We start from the raw sequence: 21,806 nt of genomic DNA on the forward strand, positions 1-21,806 counted from the left end.
CCACGCGCCACCCATCCGCCCGATCCCGCCGACACCCAAGCGGGTGGCGTGCTGCGCCTCTACGCGGCCGTCGCCCGCGGCGCGTTCCGCCGCTTCTCCACCTACCGGGCCGCCAGCCTGGCCGGGGCCTTCACCAACACCGTCTTCGGCTTCATCCTCGCCTACACCTTCCTCGCCCTCTGGGACGCCCGCCCCGGCCTCGGCGGCTACGACCAGAGCGCCGCCGTCACCTACATCTGGGTCAGCCAGGCGATGCTGGTCACCGTCGCCGTCTGGGGCGGCGGCTTCCAGGACGACGTCCAGGAGCGGTTCCGCAGCGGCGACATCGCCATCGACCTGTACCGCCCGGTGGACTTCCAGGGCTGGTGGCTGGCCACCGACCTCGGCCGGGCCGGCTTCCACCTGCTCGCCCGCGGGGTGCCGCCGCTGCTGGCAGGCTCCCTGGTGTTCCACACCCGGATGCCCGAAGCCCCGCTGACCTGGGTGTTCTTCCTGCTCTCGGTGCTGCTCGCGGTCGTGGTCAGCTTCGGGTTGCGGTTCCTCGTCTCGCTCACCGGCTTCTGGCTGCACGACTCGGAGGGGGTGCGCGCGGTGATGCTGGTGGTGGCGATGTTCTTCTCCGGGATGCTGCTGCCGCTCGCGCTCTTCCCCGGCGTGCTCGGCGAGATCGCCCCGGTGCTGCCCTGGGCGGCACTCGTGCAGGTGCCGACCGACGTCTTCCTGGAGCGCTCGACCGGTACCGGCCTGCTCGGCGCGTTCGGGTTCCAGCTGGCCTGGGCGCTGGTGCTGCTCGCGGCCGGTCGGCTGGTCCAGCTGCTCGCGACCCGCAAGGTGGTGGTCCAGGGTGGCTGAGCAGAGCACGCCCCTCCCGGGCCCCGCGACGCGGGAGACCCGGCGGGGCACGCCACCGGACGCCGGCTGGGGCGACGTCGTCCGCGACACCCCGGCCGCCCGGACGGCGTGGGCGCTGCGCTCCTGGTGGCTCACCGCCGCCATGTGGACCAAGGCGATCATGTCCTACCGCGCGTCGTTCGCCCTGATGCTGGGCGCCAACGTCGTGGTCACCTTCCTCGACTTCGCCGTGGTGATCCTGATGTTCCGCCACACCGACACGCTCGGCGGCTGGACCCTGCCCGAGCTCGGGTTCCTCTACGGCACCTCCACCTTCGCCCTCGGCATGGCCAACCTGTTCGTCGGCTCCATCGACGCGCTCGGCGACCGGATCCGCGCCGGCACGCTGGACACCATGCTGGTCCGGCCCGCCCCGGCGCTCGCCCAGCTCTGCGCCGAGCGGTTCTCGCTGCGCCGGCTCGGCCGGCCGGTCCAGGCGGCGGCGGTGCTGGTCTGGGCACTGGCCGCGCTGGACGCCCACTGGACCTGGGACCGCGTCCTGCTGGTGCCCGTCCTGCTGGTCTGCGGCACCCTCATCTTCGCGGCCGTCTTCATCGGCTTCGCCAGCCTCCAGTTCTGGTGGGGCGAGGCCAAGGAGCTGCAGAACTCCTTCACCTACGGCGGCGCCACCCTGCTGCACTACCCGCCGACCGTCTTCGCCAAGGAGCTGGTCGCCGGTGCCGTCTTCGGCGTGCCGCTGGCCTTCGTCAACTGGCTGCCCGCGCTGCGGATCCTCGACAAGCCCGATCCGCTCGGACTGCCGGCCGCCTTCCAGTTCGCCTCGCCGCTGGCCGCCGTGGTCGGCCTGGCCGCCGCCGGGGTCGCCTGGCGCGCGGGCCTGCGCGCCTACCGCGGCGCCGGCAGTTGATCCGCGCGGCAGCCGGTGCGTGCCGCGGCCGGTCCGCGCGGCAACCGATCCGTGCCGCGGCCGATCCCGCGCGGCAACCGATCCGCACGGCAGCCGAACCCCGCCCCCGTTCCGAGGAGTACCCATGGCACTGATCGAACTCGACGACGTCCGCCGCACCTTCACCGTCCGCGCCAAGGTCGGCCGGCTCAAGCGGGAGAAGCGCGAGGTGCGCGCGGTCGACGGGCTGAGCTTCACCGTCCGGGCCGGCGAGTGCGTCGGCTACATCGGCCCCAACGGCGCCGGCAAGTCCACCACCATCAAGATGCTCACCGGCATCCTCGTCCCCACCGCCGGGCGGCTGCGCGTCGCCGGCGTCGACCCGGCCCGCGAGCGGGTCGCCCTGGCCCGCCGGATCGGCGTCGTCTTCGGCCAGCGCACCACCCTCTGGTGGGACCTCCCGCTGCGCGACTCCTACGAGCTCGCCCGCCGGATCTACCGCATCCCCGAGCACCGATATCGGACCAACCTGGAACGCTGCGTCGAACTGCTCGACCTCGGGGCCCTGCTCGACACCCCCGTCCGGCAGCTCTCACTCGGCCAGCGGATGCGCGGCGACCTCGCCGCCGCCCTGCTGCACGACCCGCAGGTGCTCTACCTGGACGAGCCCACCATCGGCCTGGACGTGGTCAGCAAGGGCAAGGTCCGCGAGTTCCTCCGCGAGGTCAACCGGGAGCGGGGCACCACCGTGCTGCTCACCACGCACGACCTCACCGACATCGAGCAGCTCTGCGACCGGGTCATGGTGATCGACCACGGCCGGGTGGTGTACGACGGCGGGCTGGACGGGCTGCACGCGGCCGGGGAGAGCGAGCGGACCCTGGTGGTCGACCTCGCCGAGGCGCGCCCGCCGATCGAGGTGCCCGGTGCCCGGGTGGTCCGGGTCGAGGGCCCGCGCCAGTGGCTGGCCTTCCCGGCGCAGCAGAGCGCGGCCCCGATCGTCGCCGCGGTGGCCGACCGGTACCCGCTGGTCGACCTGTCGGTGCGCGAGCCGGCCATCGAGGACGTGATCGCCCGGATGTACGCGGAGGTCGCGATCGGCTGATCGGTCCGGCGCGCGGGGCGGTGCCCGTCCGGTCCGGGAGAAGGGCCGGGCGGGCGTCCGTCCACGGGGGCGTCCGTCCACGGGGGTGTCCGTTCGTCGGGGTGTCCGTCCGTGGGGGTGCCCGTTCGTCGGGGCGGGCGCCGGTCGGGGCGCGGGCCGGTCGGCGCGCGCGGGCCGTTCGGGGGTGTCCGGGGGGCGTCCGGAGGCCCGGCGGGGCGCGCGCCGTCGACCGTACGTGCCGGTGTCCGTGCGTGCGTTCCCTTCCCGTCACCAGTCCGGGTGGCGGTCGTGACTCCGTGCCGCGCGGCCGAGTTGACCTTGCATCGCCGGGCGGGCCGTGTCCCGCCCGGCGCACGCTTGGCGATCCGCGCACCGGAGGGCAGCGCCCGATGACCGTACCCGACGTGACCGTGGTGATCGCGGTCTACAACACCATGCCGTACCTGATCGCCTGCCTGGACTCGCTGGTCCGGCAGAGCATCGGGCACGCGCGCATGGAGGTGGTCGCGGTCGACGACGGTTCGACGGACGGCGGCGGCGCCGTCCTCGACGACTACGCGGCCCGCCACCCCGGACTGTTCCAGGTGGTCCACCAGGCGAACTCCGGCGGCCCGGCGGCCCCGACCAACCGCGGGCTGGCGCTGGCCCGCGGCCGGTACGTGCTCTTCCTCGGCGCCGACGACTGGCTCGGCGGCGAGGCCCTGGAGCGGATGGTGACCGCCGCCGACGACTGGGAGTCGGACGTGCTGATCCCCAAGCAGGTCGGGGTGAACGGGCGGCTGGTGCCGCAGGGCATCTTCGGCGAGACCGCCGCCTCGGTCGGTTTCGAGGACTCCGCGCTGGCCTGGGCGCTCGCCGACACCAAGCTGTTCCGGCTGGACCTGGTCCGCCGCCACAACCTGGCCCGCAAGGAGGAGCTGAAGGTCTACTCCGACCAGCCGTTCACCCTCGCCGCCTGTCTGCGGGCCCGCCGGATCTCCGTCCTCGCCGACTACGACTACTACTTCCTGGTGCTGCGCGAGGACCGGGGCAACGTCACCCAGCGGGCCGGCGCGCTGGACCGGATCCGCGGTGTCGCGGCGGTGCAGTGGGTGGCGGCGGAGCTGGCCGCCCCGGGCGGCCAGCTGGACGCGATCAGGGCACGGCACTTCGGCTGGGAGGTGCCGCAGCTGCTGCAGGACGACTTCCTGCGGCTCGACGAGGACCTGCAGCGCGAGATCTGCGGCGGGGTCGGCGAGCTGGTGCGGCAGTTCGGCGCCCGCGAGGTGTACCACCGGCTCGCCGTGCCGGACCGGGTGCGGCTCGAACTCGCCGCCGCCGGGCGGGTGGACGCGGTGCGCGAGCTCATCGCGTACGAGGCCGAGCACGGCGGTCCGCCGGTGGTGACGGACGGCCGGCGGCGCTACGCCGGGTACCCGGCGTTCCGGGACGGCGCCGTGGGGCTGGCGGACGAGCTGTTCCTGCTCGGGGAGGAGCCGCCGCCCGACAGGGAACCGCAGCTCCGGCTGGTGCAGCAGCTCTGGCGCGGCGCGGTACCCGTCCAGGTGCGCCGCCGGCTGCGCCGCTACCCGGCCTGGCGCCGGCTCGCCGAGTCGGTGACCGCCCCGGCCGCCGACCGACCGGAAGGGGGACGGGGATGAACCCGCCCGACAGCAGCCCGCCGCAGGCCGTCCCGGCGGAGGCGCGCCCGTTGGAGATCCACCCGCTGGAGATCCGTCCGCCGGCCGCGTCGCCGCTCGACGTCTGCGTGGTCGGCCTCGGCAAGCTCGGCCTGCCGCTCGCGGTCCAGTTCGCCGCGATGGGCCACCGGGTGACCGGCGCCGACATCGCCCCGCCGGTCGTCGAGGCCGTCAACCAGGGCCGGCCGCCCTTCCCCCGGGAGGCCGGGCTGGACGAGGCGCTCAAGCGGGTGGTGGCCGGGGGCCGGCTGCGGGCCACCACCGACACCGCGGCGGCGGTCGCCGGGTCGGAGGCCGTCGTCCTGGTCGTCCCGCTGGTCACCACCGCCGACGGGGAGCCCGACTTCACCCTGCTCGACGCCGCCACCGACGCCGTCGCCGCCGGGCTGCGCCGGGGCACGCTGGTCAGCTACGAGACCACCCTGCCGGTGGGCGTCACCCGGGGCCGCTGGGCGCCGCGGCTGGCGGCCGGTTCGGGGCTGACCCCCGGCCGGGACTTCGCGCTGGTCTTCAGCCCCGAACGGGTCCGCACCGGCCGGGTCTTCGCCGACCTGCGGCGCTATCCCAAGCTGGTCGGCGGGATCGACCCGGCCGCGACCCGGCGCGGCGCGGAGTTCTACCGGGCGGTGCTGGACTTCGATCCGCGGCCCGACCTGGCCCGGCCCAACGGGGTCTGGGAGCTGGAGTCCGCCGAGGCCGCCGAGTTCGCCAAGCTCGCCGAGACCACCTACCGGGACGTCAACATCGCGCTGGCCAACCAGTTCGCCCGGTACGCGGACCGGGTCGGGGTGGACTTCGCGGCCGTCGCGGACGCCTGCAACTCGCAGCCGTTCAGCCATCTGCACCGGCCGGGCGTGGCGGTGGGCGGGCACTGCATCCCGGTGTACCCGAGGCTCTACCTCTGGAACGACCCCTCGGCGACGGTGGTCCGGGCGGCCCGGGCGGCGAACCTGGAGATGCCCGCGTACGCGGTCGGTGTGCTGGACGGCGCGCTGGCCGGTGCGGGGGAGGGTGTGGCGGCCGGTGCGCCGGAGGGCGCGTCGGAGGGCGTCCCGGAGGGTGCGTCGGCCGGCGGCGCGGGTCGGGGCGGGGTGGCCGGGCAGGGCGTGCTGGTGCTCGGCGCCGCGTACCGGGGCGGCGTCAAGGAGACGGCGTACTCGGGGGTGTTCCCGCTGGTCGAGGCGCTGCGCGCGGCCGGTGCCCGCCCGTACGTGGCCGATCCGCTGTACCGGGCCGAGGAGCTGGCCGCGCTCGGCCTGCCCCCGTACGGGGGTGAGCCGGTGGTGGCGGCGGTGCTCCAGGCCGACCACCCCGAGTACCGCGAGCTCGCCCCCGGCGACCTGCCGGGTGTCCGGGTGCTGCTGGACGGGCGCAGGTGCACCGACCCGGAGCGGTGGGCCGTCGACGGGGTGCGCCGGATCGTGCTCGGGGGCGCGTGACGGGGCCCCGAGCCGGGGGTCCGCGGGGGTCCGCGCCATACACCCGGCGCGCGATTGGTGGGCACGCCGTCCGCTCGCGCCGGTCAACGGGCAGACTGGCGGGGTGAGCGACGAAGCCTTCAGCGGAACGGGCCCCGGGGTCCGGTTCACCGCGGCCGACGAAGAGAAGAGACGCGGCGTCCGCCGGATGAAGACCATCGCGACCGGCCTGCTGGCCTTCGCGACCCTGGTCTTCGCCCTGGCGACCTGGGCGGATTCGGCCGGCGCCGGCGCCTGGGCCGGCTACGTGGCGGCCGCGGCCGAGGCGGGCATGGTCGGCGCGCTGGCCGACTGGTTCGCGGTGACCGCGCTGTTCCGCCGCCCGTTCGGCCTGCCCATCCCGCACACCGCGATCATCCCGACCAAGAAGGACGCGTTCGGCCGGTCGCTCGGCGACTTCGTCGGCGAGAACTTCCTCTCCGGCCAGGTCGTGCGCGGCCGGCTCGCCGCACTCGGCATCGCCCGCCGGCTCGGGGAGTGGCTGGCCGCCCCCGGCAGCGCCGAGCGGGTCACCAAGGAGGCCTCGGCGGCGCTGCGCGGCGTGCTCGCCGTGCTCCGCGACGACGACGTCCAGGCGGTCGTCGCGGAGGCGGTGACCAGGCGCGCCGCCGCCACCTCGGTCGCCGAACCGGCGGGCCGGATGCTCGGCAAGGTGGTCGCGGACGGCGGCCACCACGGGGTGGTGGACCTGATCGCCGTCCGGGTGCACGACTGGCTGACCGAGAACCACGCCGAGGTGGTCGACCGGGTGACCCAGAAGACCCCCGGCTGGACGCCGAAGTTCATCGACCATCAGGTCGGCGAGCGGGTCTACAAGGAGCTGATGCGGTTCGTCACCGACATCCGGGACGACCAGGAGCACCCGGCGCGCGGCGCGATCGACAACTTCCTCGCCGACTTCGCCACCGAGCTGCAGACCGACCCGGAGACCATCGCCCGGGTCGAGCGGGCCAAGGCCGAGCTGCTGGCCCGCGCCGAGGTGCAGGACCTGATCGCCTCCACCTGGGCCGCCGTCCGCTCGCTGGTGCTGAACGCCGCGGAGGACGAGGAGAGCGAGCTGCGCCGGCGCATCCGCGAGGGCGTGCGGACCTTCGGTGCGCGCCTGGCGACGGACCCGAAGCTCCAGGCCAAGGTGGACGGCTGGCTGCAGGACGCCGCCCAGTACCTGGTCGACACCTACCGGACCGAGATCACCTCGATCATCTCCGAGACGGTGGCGGGCTGGGACGCCGACGACGCCTCCCGCAAGATCGAGGCCAACGTCGGCCGGGACCTCCAGTTCATCCGGATCAACGGCACGGTGGTCGGCGCCCTGGCCGGCCTGGTCATCCACACCGCGGCGGTCGCCCTCGGCGGCTGAGCGGTCGGGGGTGAACGGTCCGGGTTGAGCGGCCCGGGGTGAACGGCCCGGCGGGCGGGCGGTGGGGCGGCCGGACGCGCGGCCGGGTGCGGTCGCGGCGGGTCCGCACCGCCCGGTGGTGCGGGCGGTGCGGGCGGGACGGGTGGTGCGACCGGCCCCGCGGGGCGGCCGGCTGTCTCCACTTCGAATCGGGGACGCTCCCGAAACCGCAGCCCAGCGCGGTGAGACGGGCCGGGAGCCCCCGCCGGGGCCCGTGAGACAGCCGGAGACGGTCCGGCGGGCCCTCCGGCATGGGCCAGAGTTGCTCCCGCCGGGGGGAGCCCGGCATGCCACCCCACCAGGTGCGAACCGAATGGAGACATGCCCCGTGAACATCAGGAAGCGCGTCCGCACGATGGCCGGCGCCGCCGCGCTGGCCGCCGCCGCCACCCTCTTCGTCGGCGTCCCGGCCGCGCACGCCGACGGCCCGGACAGCTGCCAGCTGCGCTCGTACACCAACCCGGCGATCGGCCAGTCCATGTCGATCCCGCACGTGACGCTGCGCCGCGGCATGTCCGGCACCTTCTGCGTCGGCATGGTCCAGTTCGCCATCGACAACATCTACGGCCGCGGCCTCGGCGACCCGGCCGGCCGCTACCCGCTGGCCACCGACAACAATTACGGCCCGCTCACCGAGCAGTGGGTGCGCCGCTTCCAGACGGACTACCGCTGGTGCGCCGGTGAGCCGGACGGCATCGCCGGCCCGAACACCCTGAGCTGCCTGGCCTACCTGCACGCGTTCTAGGCCTCACACGGCCGCCCGGCGGCCCTTCGCGCGGAGGTACGGGGGTCCCTCGCGCGGGGTGGTTCGGGGTGGTGTCGCGCGGAGGTACGGGGGTCCCTCGCGCGGGGTGGTTCGGGGTGGTGTCGCGCGGAGGTACGGGGGTCCCTCGCGCGGGGAGGTTCGGGGTCGCACCGCACGGAGGTACGGGGGTCCCTCGTGCGGTGCGGAAGTGCCCGTCCGATGGGCGGCGGGTGCCTGCCGGGGAGTCCGGCCGGGCGCCCGCCGCCGTGCTCTGCCTATCCTTGCGTGCACCGCTCGATACACGCGTAGAGGAAGAAGGGCACCACCGTGGTCCAGCCGGACGGAAGTCGGATCGGAACCCCCAGCAACACGGGCGGAGAGCGCTCGATCGAGGCGTTCATCGCCGGAATGCCCAAGGCGGAGCTGCACGTCCACCACGTCGGGTCGGCCTCGCCGCGCGTGGTCGCCGAGCTCGCCGCCCGCCACCGCGGCCAGGCGAAGGTGCCCACCGATCCGGAGGCCCTCGCCGAGTACTTCACGTTCACCGACTTCGCGCACTTCATCGAGGTCTACCTGAGCGTCGTCGACCTGATCCGCGATGCCGAGGACGTCCGCGCCCTGACCTTCGGCGTCGCCGAGGACATGGCGCGGCAGAACATCCGGTACGCCGAACTGACCGTCACGCCGTACTCCTCGGTCAGCCGGGGCATCCCCGACGTCGCCTTCATGGAGGCGATCGAGGACGCCCGGCTGAGCGCCGAGAAGGAGCTCGGCGTGGTGCTCCGCTGGTGCTTCGACATCCCGGGCGAGGCCGGCCTGGCCGCCGCCGAGGAGACCGCCCGGCTGGCCGTCGACCTGGCGCCCGAGGGCCTGGTCAGCTTCGGCCTCGGCGGGCCGGAGATCGGGGTGCCGCGTCCGCAGTTCAAGCCGTACTTCGACCGGGCGCGCGCGGCCGGCCTGCGCAGCGTCCCGCACGCGGGCGAGACCACCGGCCCGGAGACGGTCTGGGACGCGCTGCGGGTGCTCGGGGCCGAGCGGATCGGCCACGGCACGCAGGCGGTCGCGGACCCGGCGCTGCTCGACCACCTCGGCGAGCACCGGATCCCGCTGGAGGTCTGCCCGACCTCGAACATCGCCACCCGGGCGGTGGAGCGGATCGAGGACCACCCGATCAAGCGGATGGTGGAGGCGGGCCTGCTGGTCACCGTCAACAGCGACGACCCGCCGATGTTCGGCACCGACCTGAACACCGAGTACGCGGTGGCGGCCCGGCTGCTCGGCCTGGACGAGGCCGGGGTCGCCGGGCTGGCGCGGAACGCGGTGGAGGCGTCCTTCCTGGACCAGGCCGGCAAGGCCCGGCTGACCGGTGAGATCGACTCCTACCTGGCGGGCTGGCACCGGGGCTGACCTGCATCTTCCCGCGTTCCACGGGCCCCGTCGGCGACCGCCGGCGGGGCCTTCGCCGTCCGTGGTGCCAGGGGCGCGCCGCAGTGGTGCCATCGAGTGGTGCCAAAATGGCTCGACATGGCGCCACGAGTGTGCCACCCTCGTGCCATGGACCTCACTCCGTACGTCGACAACCTCCGGCACGAGCTCGCGGTCGCCGCGGGCGCGGGCGGGGACGAAGCCCGTGCGCTGGCCGAGCGCCTGACCCTGCCGCTGGAGTCCGCCGCCCGGCTCACGCTGCTCAACGCCCTGTCCGATGCCATGGGGGAGGTCACCCGGGAGCTGGCGCCGGGCTCGGTGGACGTCCGGCTGCGCGGGCTGGAGCCGGAGTTCGTGGTGACGGCGCCGCCGGTGTCGGAGCCGTTCCACGACTCCGGCCCGCGGGAGCCGGCGGTGCCGCCCGTGCCGCCGGGCACGGTGGCGCCGGAGCCGGTCGACGACGGCAACACCGCCCGGATCAACTTCCGGCTCCCCGCCCACCTCAAGGCCCGGGTGGAGGAGGCCGCGGGGCAGGACGCGCTCTCGGTCAACGCCTGGCTGGTGCGGGCCGTCGCAGCCGCGCTGGAGCCGGGGCAGCCTCCCCGGCCCGAGGGGCGGAGCCGGCGCGGGACGGGCCAGGGCTTCACCGGCTGGGCCCGCTAGCTCCGCGCCACCGGCCCACGAGTCACCCCCTTTCACCTGCGGAAACGCAGACCGGAACCATGAGGACGGGACAGCCATGCCAACTTTCGACACCCCCGGCCCGATCAGCGTCACCCTGGAGTTCGACATCGGGTCGGTCCGGATCACGGCCGGCAAGCGCACCGACACGGTGGTGGAGGTGACCCCCGCCGACGCCGCCGACGAGGTGGACGTCCGGGTGGCCGAGCAGACCAAGGTCACCTACGCGGACGGCGCGCTGGTGGTGAAGGGCCCGCGGAAGCGCTCCGTCTTCGGCCGGACGGGTTCGATCGACGTCACCGTCGAGGTCCCCGTCGGCTCCGAGGTCCGCGGGGACTCCCCGATGGGCGACTTCCTCTGCGAGGGGCTCCTCGGCGACTGCCGGCTGAAGACCTCGGTCGGCCGGATCCAGGTCGGCCTGGCCGCCGCCGTCGACCTGAGGACCGACCACGGCGACATCCGGCTGGAGCGGGCCGACGGGGACGCCGAGGTCACCGCCTCCGGCCGGATCGAGCTCGGTTCCGTCGGGGGCGCGGCGACGGTGAAGAACCTCAACGGCGAGACGGTCGTCGGCGAGGTCGGCGGCGACTTCCGGGCCAACCTGTCCAACGGTGCCGTCGTCGTCGGCTCGGCGCTGGCCGACGTCGACGTCAAGTCGGCCTACGGCACCATCCGGATCGACGAACTCGTCCGCGGCCGCGCCGTCCTGCAGACCTCCGTGGGGGACATCGAGGTCGGCGTCCGCGAGTCCACCGCCGCCTGGCTCGACGTGCACACCCGGCTCGGCAGCGTCCGCAACTCGCTCGGCGCCGCGGACGGCCCGGGCGGGGCCGGCGAGACGGTCGAGGTCCGGGCCCGTACCCAGCTCGGCGACATCGTGATCCGACGGGCCTGACGGTCGGTCACCACCCCTGTTCCGGAGAGAGATGCGACTGCCATGACCCTGACGTCCACCGGGCCCCTGCCGGGCCCGGCGATCTCCGCCGTCGGCCTGAGCAAGGCCTACGGGGGCAAGACCGTCCTCGACGGCATCGACCTGACCGTGCCCGAGGGCACCGTGTTCGCCCTGCTCGGGCCGAACGGCGCCGGCAAGACCACCACCGTGGAGATCCTCTCCACCCTCGTCCCGGCGGACGCCGGAGCCGTCCGGGTGGCCGGCCACGACCTGGACCGGGAGGGCGACGGGGTCCGCTCCGCGATCGGCGTCACCGGCCAGTTCTCGGCGGTGGACAACCTGCTCACGGCGGAGGAGAACCTGCTCCTGATGGCCGACCTGCACCACCTCCGCCGTCGGGAGGGGCGGAGGCGGGCGGCCGAGCTGCTACGGCGCTTCGACCTGACGGAGGTGTCCGGGAAGCCGGCCGCCACCTTCTCCGGCGGCATGCGGCGAAAGCTCGACCTCGCCATGACCCTGGTCGGGGAGCCCCGGATCATCTTCCTCGACGAGCCGACCACCGGCCTCGACCCGCGCAGCCGGCGGACCATGTGGGAGCTGATCGAGGGGATGGTCCAGGAGCAGGGCGTCACCGTCTTCCTGACCACCCAGTACCTGGAGGAGGCCGACCGGCTCGCCGGCCGGATCGCCCTCCTCGACGGCGGCCGGATCGTCGCCGAGGGCACCGCCGAGGAGCTCAAGCGGCGCATCCCCGGCGGCCACCTCCGCCTCCGCTTCGCCGGCCCGGCCGAACTCGACGCGGCTGCGGCCCTGTTCGACTACGCCAGTCCCGACGCCGAGGCGCTCACCCTCTCGATCCCCGGCGACAACTCGGTCGTCACGGTGAAGGCCGTCCTCGACATCCTGGACACCGCGGCCGTCCGCGCCGAGTCGCTCACCGTCCACACCCCCGACCTCGACGACGTCTTCCTCACCCTCACCGCGGAGGGTGCCCGATGAGCACGACGTCCTACGCCGTGAGCGACTCCCTGACGATGCTGCGGCGCAACCTCAAGCACGCGCTGCGGTACCCGGCCATGACCTTCGCGGTCGTGATGATGCCGGTGATGATGCTGCTGCTCTTCAACTACGCCTACGGCGGCGCGCTGGGCAGCGGGATCGGCGCCGGCGAGTACATCGACTACGTGACGCCGGGCATCGTCCTGATGGCGGCGACGTCCGGGGCGCTGGTGACGGCGGTCGGCGTCTGCGTCGACATGACCGAGGGCATCGTCAACCGGTTCCGGACGATGGCGGTCTCGCGGTCGGCCTTCCTGACCGGGCACGTGCTCGGCAGTCTGATCCAGACCGTGCTGGGCCTGCTGCTCGTCCTCGTCGCCGCCTTCGCGATGGGCTTCCGGCCCGACGCCACGCCGGTGGAGTGGTTGGCCGCGGGCGGGCTGCTGGTCTTCGTGACCTTCGCCCTGACCTGGCTCTCGGCAGGGATCGGCCTGGTCGCCAAGACGCCGGAGAGCGCCGGCAACCTGCCGATGCCGCTCCAGTTCCTGCCCTTCGTGGGCAGCGCCATCGTCCCGCCGGATTCGATGCCGACGGGCCTGCGCTGGTTCGCCGAGTACCAGCCGTTCACCCCGGTCATCGAGACCCTGCGGGGCCTGCTGATGGGCACCGCGATAGGTTCGAGCGCCCTGGCCGCCCTGGCCTGGTGCGTCGCCCTCACGGCGGTCGGCTACCTCTGGGCCCGCTCCACCTTCCACCGTCCGATACGGCGGTAGTCGGGCGGTAGCCGGGCGGTCGGCGCCGGCACGGGCACCCGCCCCGACACCGGCACCCGCCCCTGCCCCGACACCCGCCCCGACGCCGGCACCCGTCCCGGTGCCGATGTCGATGCGGATGCCGGACCGCGGGGCCGTCAGCGGGGGAGGCGGAGGGCGAGCCCGTCGAGGATGATCTCCAGGCCGAAGGCGAACTTCGCGTCGCGCGTGGCGACGGGGTCCGCGATCGAATCGCCGGCCGCGGCGGCGTAGGAGTCGGAGAGCAGGTCGTGGCCGGCCACGGCCTCCTGGGCGGCGGGGATCAGCCGGGCGATGAACTCGGACTCGCTCTCGCCGCTCCGCGCGACGGTGGTCAGCCAGGCGGCTTCGGTGGTGCTCATGCCGATGACGTAGGACAGGATCGTGTCCAGGGCGCGGGAGGCGTCGGGGAAGCCGATGGCGGTGAAGAGTTCGGCCAGCCGCTCGGAGACGGCGACCAGGTTGGGGCCGAGGTAGGCGAGTCCGGCCTGGCCCAGGACGGACGCCAGCCAGCGGTGGCGCAGGGTGGTGGCCCGGAAGGACTCGCAGGTCTCGATGACGGCGGTCCGCCAGTCCGCGGAGCCGGCCTCCGGCACGGTGATCTCGCCGAACACCTCGTCCACGGCGAGCTCCATCAGCTCGTCCTTGGTGGCGACGTGCCGGTAGAGGGACGTCGCGCCCGCGTTGAGGCGTGCGCCCAGCTTGCGCATGGAGAGCGCCTCGATGCCGTCGGCGTCGAGCATGGTGATCGCCTCACGGACGATCACGGTGCGGCTGAGCGCGGGCTGCTCGGGTTCGCGCTGCTGGCGGGCCCATACGGACGGGATCGGGTTCGTCTTCGCGGCCATCGGCCGGTCCTCCCTCGGTGGGTCGGCAAGGTTCTATGCGTACACCGTGCGCATTCAGCGTACAGGACACATTCAGTGCGCACGCTGTTCGGCGATGCGCACGCCATGCAAGGGCTTGCGCACACTGTTCCAGTCTGCGTACAGTGTGCGCATCGACGGAACAACGTACGCAAGTCGGAGGGGAAAATCCATGGAAGCCCGCAACCCACGTCGCTGGTGGATCCTGATCGTGCTGTGCCTCAGCACGCTCGTCCTGGTGGTCGACAGCATGGCGCTGACGGTGGCGGTGCCGTCGATGACCGAGGACCTGAAGGCCACCGCACAGGACACGCAGTGGATCCTCGACTCCTACATCCTGGTCTTCGCCGGCCTGCTGCTGACCTCCGGAAGCCTGGGGGACCGGTTCGGCAGGCGGAAGGTGATGATCATCGGATTGCTGCTCTTCGGAGCGGCGTCGCTGGCGGCGACGCTCTGCAGCAACCCGGGTGAGGTCATCGCGAGCCGGGTGGCGATGGGTGTGGGTGGCGCGCTGATCATGCCGTCGACGCTGTCGATCCTGATCACGGTGTTCGAGGAGGACGAGCGCGGCAAGGCCATGGCGGCCTGGGGCTCGGTCTCGATGCTCGGCCTGGTCGGCAGCCCGGTCCTCGGCGGCGTGCTGATCGACCACTTCTCGTGGCACTCGATCTTCTTCATCAACGTGCCCGTCGTCGTGCTCGCCATCACCGCCGCCCTGATCCTGATGCCGGAGTCCAAGGGCCCGTGGCAGAAGCCGGACCCGCTGGGCGCGGTGCTGTCGGCGGTCGGCATGACCGCGCTGATCTGGTGGATCATCGAGATCCCGAAGCACGGCGCCTTCGAGGGCAACTCGCTGATCACCCTCGGGGTCGCGGTCGTGGCGCTCGGCGGGTTCCTGATCTGGGAGAACGTCGTGGCGGAGCCGATGGTGCCGCTGGCGCTCTTCAAGAAGCGCAACTTCAGCGGCGGCTCGCTCTCCCTGACCCTGGTCCAGATCGGCAACGGCGGTCTGCTGCTGGTCCTCACCCAGTACCTGCAGTTCGTGCTGGACTACTCGCCGGTCAAGGCGGGTCTGGCCTTCGTGCCGATGGCGGTCGCGGCCCTGATCGGCAACGGTGCGGGCGCCGGCCTGGCGGCGAAGATCGGCTACCGGGCGCTGGTGCTGGTCGGCATGCTGATGATGGCCGGGTCGTTCGTCCTGTTCTCCACGGTGGACGCGGAGACCGGGTTCGCCGTCCCGGCGACCGCCCTCGGGATCCTCGGCCTCGGCGCCGGCCTGGCGATGCCGGCCGCGGTCGGTGCGCTGATGGGCGAGATCCCGGCGGACAAGGCGGGCGTCGGCTCGGCCCTGAACGACACCATCCAGCAGGCGGGTACGGCGCTGGGCATCGCGATCCTCGGCTCGATGCTGGCCAGCGGCTACGCCGACGAGATGCCGGCGGGCTCCTCGGAGCAGGCGAAGCAGTCGATCGTGGGCGCCCTGGCCGAGGCCAAGGGGGACACGGGCCTGGTGCACGCGGCCCGGGAGGCCTTCACCACCTCGATGTCGACCACCTTCACGGTGAGCGCGGCGGGTGTGCTGGCGGCGGCCCTGCTGGCGACGGTCGTGATGCGCAACAAGAAGCCGGCCGAGCAGGCCCCGGCGGCGGACGCGGCCGAACTGGCGGCCTGAGCCCGCAGCGGAACGGGGGCGAAGGCGGACCGCGAGGGCGGACCGCGAAGGACGAAGGACGAAGGCCGAGGGCCGGTACCCGGAAGGAACGGGTGCCGGCCCTCGGCCCGCTGCGCCCGGAGGCGCCGGATCAGTTGACCGTGAGGTAGTCCACCCGGTCGTTCCAGTTGCCGCCGTAGGGGTAGCCCTGGCCGGTGAGGTCGTAGCAGCCCCAACCGAGGTAGAGCGAGGGGTCCGGCTGCAGGGTGCGGTCGTCGTAGAGGGTGGCGCCGTTCGAGTTGTAGGCGCACGCGGAGCTGGCCCGGTCCCGGAAGCCCCAGTCCGACAGGTACTTGGTGCCGAACTGCGACCAGCGCAGGAGCGGCCCCGTGAAGTTGGAGTGCTCCCAGATGCAGACCCAGCCCGAGGTGCAGTCCGCTTCGGACAGTGCGACCCCGGCGGTGGCGGGCGCCGTCCGCGCGGCCCGGGCCGCGACGGGGTCGATGGTGGCGAGCGCCTGGTCGGCCTCGGCGATGCTGTCGTGGCAGTAGACGGCGCCGCCCGTCACCTCGGTGCAGACGCGGGCGCTGCCCCAGCCCTGGGAGAGGTCGATCTTCTTGCCTCTGTAGGTGGCGATCACCGGCTTGGACGGCTTCGCGTCCGTCGGCCCGGCGGACTCTCGGACGTCGGTGGCCGGCGCAGATGTGCCTGTGGGCGCTGCCACGGCCGTCGGTGCCGCCAGCGCGAGTGCGCCTGCGACCGTGGTGACGGCGGCGAGCGTGCGGAATGTACGCACGGTCAACTTCCCCCCTGCTCGGTTGTGTCGGTACTGTGCTGACACGACCCAACGCGGGATTCGCCGATCACACAATAGCTCCGGCATAGTCCGGTCAATGGCTGACCGAATCGGCTCAGGGGCTTGCTTCCGGAGGTGCGGTTTCACCGGGGGTGTCCACGACGCCCCAGGCGACGACGGCCGTCGACTCCACCTCGTCCCCCGCCCTGCCCCACGGGCCGTCCTTGAGAAGGACCGTGCGGGTACCGAGCAGGCGCATCGTCCGGCGGTCGAAGATCCACTCGGAGCGCTCGCCGTCGTGCACGCGGGCCACGGCCACGCCGTGGCGACCGGCGGCGTCGACCGCGTCGTCGACCGTCACCACACCCGGGATGCGGGCCGCCGCACGGTAGAGGGCGGCGCTCAGCCGGGGCGGCACGACGCTGCTGCGCAGGAGGTCGCCGATGGCGACGAAGGTCTGCTGGTCCGGTTCGGTCGAGGAGCCGGAGCCGGGCCCGCGGCCGAGCGCGGCCTCGGCCTGGATCTTCCCGAGCAGCGCGTCGGGGTCGGTCGGCAGCGCGGCGAGCGCACGGTAGGAGGAGGTCGCCAGCGTGGAGCTGGCGGCGGCGGACGCGAGGGGCTGGTCGGTGCCGGTGCGGCGGGTGAGTCCGGGCCTGCTGCCGTCGACCGAGGTCCAGTGCTCGGTGTCGGCGGTGGTGGTGCTGGGGCGCATCGGGCCGTCGGCGGCCTCGCTGAGCGCGACGGCGTGGGTGACGGTCCTGAGGTAGGTGAACTGGGAGTCCCGGGCCGGGGGCTGGGGGTCGGACCAGGCGACCCGGGCCGCCCGGTCGAGGAGTTCCACGGAGGCGGCGGTGGCGGGGGGCGTCCGGTTCGCCGAGGTGCCGCTGCCCTGGGTGACGGTCACGGCCATCAGGGTGGCGGCGGTGGCGACCGCTCCCGCCAGGGCGAGGCCACGCCAACGGGAGGTCAGGGCGGCGAAGGGGCGCGGCCGGTCGAACTCGTTCAGCAGGAACTCGCGGCGGGCGGCGACCTCGTCGAGGGAGGGGACCGGGTGCGGGGGCGGGGGCAGCAGGCGGGCCAGTTCGCGGCGCTCGCAGTGCTCGTCCCACCTGTCCTGGTCTGTGGATGCGGTGTTCATGGCCGGCTCTCCTGGTGGTGCCCCACGGGCTGACGGCTGGCGGCGAGGTGGGCGGCGCGGTCGGGCGCGGGCTCCGGTGGGTCCTCGGTGTCGACGAGCCGACGGAGCTTGTCCCGTACGCGGGAGAGCCGGGACCGGACGGTGCCGACGGGTATGCCGAGCGCGCGGGCGGCCTCCGCGTAGCCGAGGCCGGACCAGACGACGAGGGTGAACACCTCGCGCTCGGGGCCTCCCAGCTGGTCCAGGGCGCGGACGGCCGCGGCCGCCGTGCTGGCGTCCGTGATCCGGCCGACCACCTCGTCGGCGAAGTCGGGGATCGGATCGCGCCGGGGGAGGCGGGACATGGCCTCGCGGTGGCGGCGCGCGGTGCGGGCGGTGTTGCGCAGGACGTTGGTGGCGATCGCCAGCAGCCAGGCGCGGGGGTGCAGGACCTCGTCGCGGAGCTTCTTCCGCAGCCGCCAGGCTTCGAGGAAGGTCAGGGAGACGATGTCGTCCGCGAGGTCGCGGTCCCCGGTGGATCTGTAGGCGTGCGCGAAGACCGTGCGCGCGTGCTGATCGTAGAGCTCGGCGAAGACCTGGCGGTCGCCGGGCTGCGCCTGCTTACTGGACAAGGAGGACTCCACGCAGATCTGGTGTCCGCAGCGGGGGAGTGGTTCCAGGGAATGTTGGGGAGATGTGGACGGCCGGTGCATCCGGCGGGGCACCGGCCGGGGCGGGGAGGGGCGTCAGACGTCGAACTCCCCGTCGCGGATGGCGGAGAGGAGATCGCGCCACTCGGCGTGGGTCAGCTCGGCTATGGAGGAGGGGTGAAGACTGCTCCGGAGGTGGACCGCCTCGGAGGTGATGGCCACCTCGGGGCAGTTGTTGGCGTTCGCGCACGACGCGGGGCGCGTCCAGGCGATGTCCTCCATGGGCTAGAGCTCCTTCTTGATCTGCGTGATCAGGCTGCGTGAACCGTCGACGGAGAGGGATCTCTCGGCCATCACTTCTATGATCCTGCGGTACTTGTCCAGGTGTTCCGTCGTGTGCAGGAAGGTTGGTCCCTCGACGGTGTCGTACTGCACTGTGTCAAGCCGTGGCACCGCGCCATTCATGTAGACGAGAGCTTGGCCGGACCCCTTGAAGCCTCCTGCCTCGAAGCTGATCACGCGTAGCGTGACATGCGGGCGCTCGGACAACTCAAGCATCCAGTCCAGTTGTTCCCGCAACGTCTCCCGTCCTCCGAACTGCATGCGGAGTGCGGCCTCGTGCACGATGGCGGTGTAGGGCGGAGCGCCTTCAGTCATCAGAGCCTCAGCACGGCGCATGCGGTGTTCGATACGCGTTTCCACCATGCGCGGAGTCAGAGGCACCTGGGCATCGCGGAAGATTGCTCTGCTGTACTGCTCGCTCTGCATGGGGCCCGGCGGGTGGCAGATCTGGTAGGACTGCGTTGCCCTTGCGTAGTACTCCTGCTCGGCAAGGTCGAGAAACCCGATGGGTACGGCTCCGCGGTACTCCTCCCACCACCCCTTGGAGCGGTCACCCGCCATCGCGGCAAGGGACTCGACGAACTCGCCGTCGCTCTCGCCGTACTTGCGGGCCAGAGCCACCACTCTCTCCGGTGTCACCGAGTAGAGCGCCTGCTCGATGAGTGTGATCTTCGTGCGGTCCACGCCGAGGATCGTGGCGGCCTCGGCGGTCGTCGTGCCGGCGGCATCTCGCATCTTTCGTAGCTCGATGCCAACCCGCTGCCTTCGTGCACTGGGGGTAGGTGGCATGTGACCAAGCATCCACCTGGACCGTTGCGCGAGTCCAGCCGCGCTTGGCGGTACAAGTATCGGATCGGCTGGTACATGTACCGCCCTTTGCCCTACAGTCTGTGATGCACCGCTCACCGGACGGATAGTCATCAACGTCCTCGATCAGGGCAGTTGGTACCGGCTGCCCGGGCACCGAAGAGCACTCGTGCGCGGCGTCGCCAACGCCGCCGCGACCTTGCTCACGGCGACGCACCCCGTTCAGGTGTGCCCCCACCTACACCGCTGGGAGACTCCCCATGTGTAACCGCAACACCCCCTCCCTCTCCATCGCCCGCACCGCGCTCCGCGACGCCATGGTCCGCAGCGGGTTCCACCCCGAGGCCATCGCCGATGCCGAGCTCGCCCTCGCCGAACTCATCGTCAACGCGTGGCGGCACGGCCGCACCACCTCCCCGGTCGTCCTGGTCCTCGTCCTCGACCGGACGCTCCGCGTCTCGGTCGGCGACGACTCCTCCGACTTCCCCGAAAGGCGGACCCCCGCCGACCTCGCCGAGTGCGGCCGGGGGCTCCAGCTCGTCGACGGCCTCACCCACCGCTGGGGCGCCGAACCGCAGAAGCGCGGCAAACTCGTCTGGTTCGAGCTGGACGCCGCCGCGTGAACATCAGCATCTCCCACCGGGGTTCGCCGCCGTGCTCGGACTGCTGACCCTCATCATCGCGGCGGCTGTCATCGGCGCCGTCTGCCAGGTCCGGACCCAGGCCCTCCGTGATCGCCACCGCGACCACGGCGCCCGTGACCAGGATGCCCGCGCCCAGGGGCCCGCCCCCGAGCGCACCCGCATATCCGACTGACCGGGACCGCGCCCTGTCACCCTCAGGGCGCGACCCCGCTCCCGCACGGCCCGCCCCGGATCTCGGGGCCCGGCCCGGGTGCGGCCTCGCGGGCGGCGGCGATGAACCGACTCCGCCCGTACCGCAGTTGATCGCCCGCATCCCGTCCTCGAACTCCCGCCGTCCAGGCGAACCGTGCTGATAGCGTCCGGGCATGACCAGACCCACCAGGCTCGGCGCACTCCTCCTCGTGGGCGTGACCGTGACGGCAGCCCTCGGCGCCTACCTGGTGGTCAGGTATCTGGATGTCACCGGGCCGCCGCCGAGTGCCGTCGGCCACTGGTCCGAGGGTGGCGCGCACTTGGCACTCGACGAGGGCGGACGGCTCGGCCCGTCCGTGATACCTGTCGAGGCCTGCCCCGGCCACAACCCTCTGACGGCGGACGGTCCGTTGGAGGTTTCCTCCGGCACCTGGTCGGAGACGTTCGACGCGGACGCCGGCTACCTGGTGCAGGTGCGGTTCACGCAGCCCGAGCAGTGCGTCCTCGTCCTGACCAACCAGGGCGAGCGGCACGGGAAACCCACCCTGTGGTGGGGCGGCCGGTCGGGGCCTGCCCGGCGCTGGACGTCGTCCTCACTTCGATCAGCAGCCGCGCGCACTGGGACGCTGCCGCGACGGCTCTCGCCCGTCCGATCCCAGAAGACCGACTCAGGAAGGTGCTCGATGTCCTTTCAGCCGGATGACACGGCCCGTCGTCGCCTGGAGGGCGCGCACGCCAAGGCTGCGGCCTTCCTCGGACTCGCTTGTAGCGGGCCGTCCGTCTTCGGCACCTCCGGGGCGACCGTCGGCCGCCGCGCAGGGCGGCTGTGGCTGCGCGTCTCCGACAGCCGGCGCCGATTCGCCCCCCGGCCGACCGGTCAAGGCCCTCTCGGAGCCGAGCAGCGCATCCCGGACTCCGTCCCGCGCCCACGGTTGCACGACACCATGGACTGGACCGAACGCGACCGGTTCTACCAGGCCGATGTCTTCGACCTCACCGGTCCCGCTGTGTCCTCGACGCCGGAGCTCCGTGAGGAACCCGCGTTGGGAGACGACTGGTGGCACGACCTGAAGGTCGCGCTGGCCGGCATTGCCACGGCCCCCGGAGTGAAGACGACCCTGCGGCCGGCATGGATCGAGGAGGTCTTCCCGAAGTACCTCGGCATCCCGGCCCCCGCGACGGTCGAGCGGACCACGGGCCACGGGGATCTGCAGTGGGCCAACCTGACCGCCGGGCCGCTCTCGATCCTGGACTGGGAACGCTGGGGGCTTGTTCCCGTCGGCTACGACCCCGCCGTGCTGTGGGTGAGCAGCCTCCTGGTGCCCGCAGTCGCGGATCGGGTCCGCGTGGAGTTCTCCGACGTCCTCGACTCCCCGGCGGGTCGTGTCGGGCAGCTGATCGCCCTTGCGGAGATGCTCCAAGCCGTCGATCGCGGGTACTACCCGGATCTGGCGCCGCTCCTCACCGAAGCGGCGGCCGGCCTCACCGATGGCCACCTCGGGCGCTGATTGCCGGTATCCCGGCCGGGTTCATCGCGGAGGAAGCGCCGGGTCGGCGGCGGGGGCCGATCCCGTGCATCGCGTGCTCATCGGTCCGCAGGCTCCTCGTGGCCCCCGGATAGCGTTCACTCTCATTCATTGCAACGGATTGAAGGTCTGTCGTTGCATTTGATTTGCTCTCGTCGCAACGATATTGCCGCATTGACCTGCGCGGATGCTGTTTTGACGCAATGAGTGTGTTGCCTGGATATGGAAAGCAACGTAGCTTTTCCGTTGTCAGAAACACCGACGGCAACGACTCGCAGGA

General features: G+C 72.7%; 22 protein-coding genes. 16 read left to right on the forward strand and 6 right to left on the reverse strand.

The annotated features are described in order from the left end of the window. Positions 1 to 51: 51 nt before the first annotated feature. From AC067J_RS33055 to AC067J_RS33110, 12 genes are all read left to right on the forward strand, one after another. Positions 52 to 852: an ABC transporter permease gene (locus AC067J_RS33055; RefSeq protein ID WP_478305550.1), complete on the forward strand. Its 801-nt coding sequence runs from the start codon at positions 52 to 54 to the stop codon at positions 850 to 852. Beyond that, positions 845 to 1,759 (forward strand): ABC transporter permease, encoded by a 915-nt coding sequence (locus AC067J_RS33060; protein ID WP_478305503.1) that lies wholly within the window; start codon positions 845 to 847, stop codon positions 1,757 to 1,759. Before AC067J_RS33055 ends, AC067J_RS33060 begins: the two co-directional genes overlap by 8 nt. 124 nt (positions 1,760 to 1,883) lie before the next feature. Beyond that, on the forward strand, positions 1,884 to 2,843 hold the full coding sequence (locus AC067J_RS33065; RefSeq protein ID WP_478305505.1) for an ABC transporter ATP-binding protein: 960 nt from the start codon (positions 1,884 to 1,886) through the stop codon (positions 2,841 to 2,843). Between the two features lie 389 nt (positions 2,844 to 3,232). Continuing rightward, the gene (locus AC067J_RS33070) at positions 3,233 to 4,483 is read left to right on the forward strand and encodes a glycosyltransferase family 2 protein (protein WP_478305506.1); all 1,251 of its coding nucleotides are present in this window, start codon (positions 3,233 to 3,235) and stop codon (positions 4,481 to 4,483) included. Next, the gene (locus AC067J_RS33075) at positions 4,480 to 5,961 is read left to right on the forward strand and encodes a nucleotide sugar dehydrogenase (RefSeq protein ID WP_478305508.1); all 1,482 of its coding nucleotides are present in this window, start codon (positions 4,480 to 4,482) and stop codon (positions 5,959 to 5,961) included. The genes AC067J_RS33070 and AC067J_RS33075 overlap by 4 nt, the downstream gene beginning before the upstream one ends. Positions 5,962 to 6,064: 103 nt before the next feature. Next, positions 6,065 to 7,360, forward strand: a complete 1,296-nt coding sequence (locus AC067J_RS33080) for a DUF445 domain-containing protein (RefSeq protein WP_478305510.1) — start codon at positions 6,065 to 6,067, stop codon at positions 7,358 to 7,360. Positions 7,361 to 7,727: 367 nt separating this feature from the next. After that, positions 7,728 to 8,144 carry a peptidoglycan-binding domain-containing protein gene (locus AC067J_RS33085; RefSeq protein WP_478305512.1) on the forward strand — a complete coding sequence of 139 codons (417 nt, stop codon included), beginning with the start codon at positions 7,728 to 7,730 and terminating at the stop codon, positions 8,142 to 8,144. A 351-nt stretch (positions 8,145 to 8,495) separates the two neighbouring features. Next, positions 8,496 to 9,551: an adenosine deaminase gene (locus AC067J_RS33090; protein ID WP_478305552.1), complete on the forward strand. Its 1,056-nt coding sequence runs from the start codon at positions 8,496 to 8,498 to the stop codon at positions 9,549 to 9,551. Between the two features lie 147 nt (positions 9,552 to 9,698). Continuing rightward, a complete protein-coding gene (locus AC067J_RS33095; RefSeq protein WP_478305514.1) occupies positions 9,699 to 10,232 on the forward strand; it encodes a hypothetical protein in 534 nt (177 codons plus the stop codon). 76 nt (positions 10,233 to 10,308) lie between these two features. Beyond that, positions 10,309 to 11,145 carry a DUF4097 family beta strand repeat-containing protein gene (locus AC067J_RS33100; protein ID WP_478305516.1) on the forward strand — a complete coding sequence of 279 codons (837 nt, stop codon included), beginning with the start codon at positions 10,309 to 10,311 and terminating at the stop codon, positions 11,143 to 11,145. Positions 11,146 to 11,187: 42 nt separating this feature from the next. Further along, on the forward strand, positions 11,188 to 12,144 hold the full coding sequence (locus AC067J_RS33105) for an ATP-binding cassette domain-containing protein (protein ID WP_478305517.1): 957 nt from the start codon (positions 11,188 to 11,190) through the stop codon (positions 12,142 to 12,144). Beyond that, positions 12,141 to 12,917, forward strand: a complete 777-nt coding sequence (locus AC067J_RS33110) for an ABC transporter permease (RefSeq protein ID WP_478305519.1) — start codon at positions 12,141 to 12,143, stop codon at positions 12,915 to 12,917. Before AC067J_RS33105 ends, AC067J_RS33110 begins: the two co-directional genes overlap by 4 nt. Before the next feature lie 137 nt (positions 12,918 to 13,054). Here AC067J_RS33110 and AC067J_RS33115 read toward each other — a convergent pair whose 3' ends face one another. Continuing rightward, entirely contained in the window at positions 13,055 to 13,783 is a 729-nt protein-coding gene (locus AC067J_RS33115) for a TetR/AcrR family transcriptional regulator C-terminal domain-containing protein (RefSeq protein WP_478305521.1), read from the reverse strand. Between the two features lie 190 nt (positions 13,784 to 13,973). Between AC067J_RS33115 and AC067J_RS33120 the strand changes: the two genes are divergently transcribed. Next, positions 13,974 to 15,473 (forward strand): MFS transporter, encoded by a 1,500-nt coding sequence (locus tag AC067J_RS33120; RefSeq protein WP_478305523.1) that lies wholly within the window; start codon positions 13,974 to 13,976, stop codon positions 15,471 to 15,473. Between the two features lie 130 nt (positions 15,474 to 15,603). Here AC067J_RS33120 and AC067J_RS33125 read toward each other — a convergent pair whose 3' ends face one another. The 5 genes from AC067J_RS33125 to AC067J_RS33145 form a co-directional block, all read right to left on the reverse strand. Then, positions 15,604 to 16,248, reverse strand: coding sequence for a peptidase inhibitor family I36 protein (locus AC067J_RS33125; protein ID WP_478305525.1), 645 nt, complete (start codon positions 16,246 to 16,248; stop codon positions 15,604 to 15,606). Between the two features lie 115 nt (positions 16,249 to 16,363). Then, the gene (locus AC067J_RS33130) at positions 16,364 to 17,386 is read right to left on the reverse strand and encodes a CU044_5270 family protein (protein WP_478305527.1); all 1,023 of its coding nucleotides are present in this window, start codon (positions 17,384 to 17,386) and stop codon (positions 16,364 to 16,366) included. Then, positions 17,383 to 17,997 carry an RNA polymerase sigma factor gene (locus tag AC067J_RS33135; protein WP_478305529.1) on the reverse strand — a complete coding sequence of 205 codons (615 nt, stop codon included), beginning with the start codon at positions 17,995 to 17,997 and terminating at the stop codon, positions 17,383 to 17,385. The genes AC067J_RS33130 and AC067J_RS33135 overlap by 4 nt, the downstream gene beginning before the upstream one ends. A gap of 114 nt (positions 17,998 to 18,111) precedes the next feature. Then, entirely contained in the window at positions 18,112 to 18,297 is a 186-nt protein-coding gene (locus tag AC067J_RS33140) for a DUF397 domain-containing protein (RefSeq protein ID WP_478305531.1), read from the reverse strand. A gap of 3 nt (positions 18,298 to 18,300) precedes the next feature. Then, positions 18,301 to 19,278, reverse strand: a complete 978-nt coding sequence (locus AC067J_RS33145; protein ID WP_478305532.1) for a DUF5753 domain-containing protein — start codon at positions 19,276 to 19,278, stop codon at positions 18,301 to 18,303. Between the two features lie 146 nt (positions 19,279 to 19,424). On the opposite strand from AC067J_RS33145, the gene AC067J_RS33150 reads away from it, so the two are divergent. From AC067J_RS33150 to AC067J_RS33160, 3 genes are all read left to right on the forward strand, one after another. Further along, the gene (locus AC067J_RS33150) at positions 19,425 to 19,787 is read left to right on the forward strand and encodes an ATP-binding protein (protein WP_478305534.1); all 363 of its coding nucleotides are present in this window, start codon (positions 19,425 to 19,427) and stop codon (positions 19,785 to 19,787) included. Between the two features lie 31 nt (positions 19,788 to 19,818). Continuing rightward, complete coding sequence (locus AC067J_RS33155) at positions 19,819 to 19,980, forward strand: hypothetical protein (RefSeq protein ID WP_478305536.1); 162 nt, start codon at positions 19,819 to 19,821, stop codon at positions 19,978 to 19,980. Between the two features lie 193 nt (positions 19,981 to 20,173). After that, a complete protein-coding gene (locus tag AC067J_RS33160) occupies positions 20,174 to 21,508 on the forward strand; it encodes a hypothetical protein (RefSeq protein WP_478305538.1) in 1,335 nt (444 codons plus the stop codon). Positions 21,509 to 21,806: the final 298 nt, after the last annotated feature.

Source organism: Kitasatospora sp. NPDC042419 (assembly GCF_056437345.1).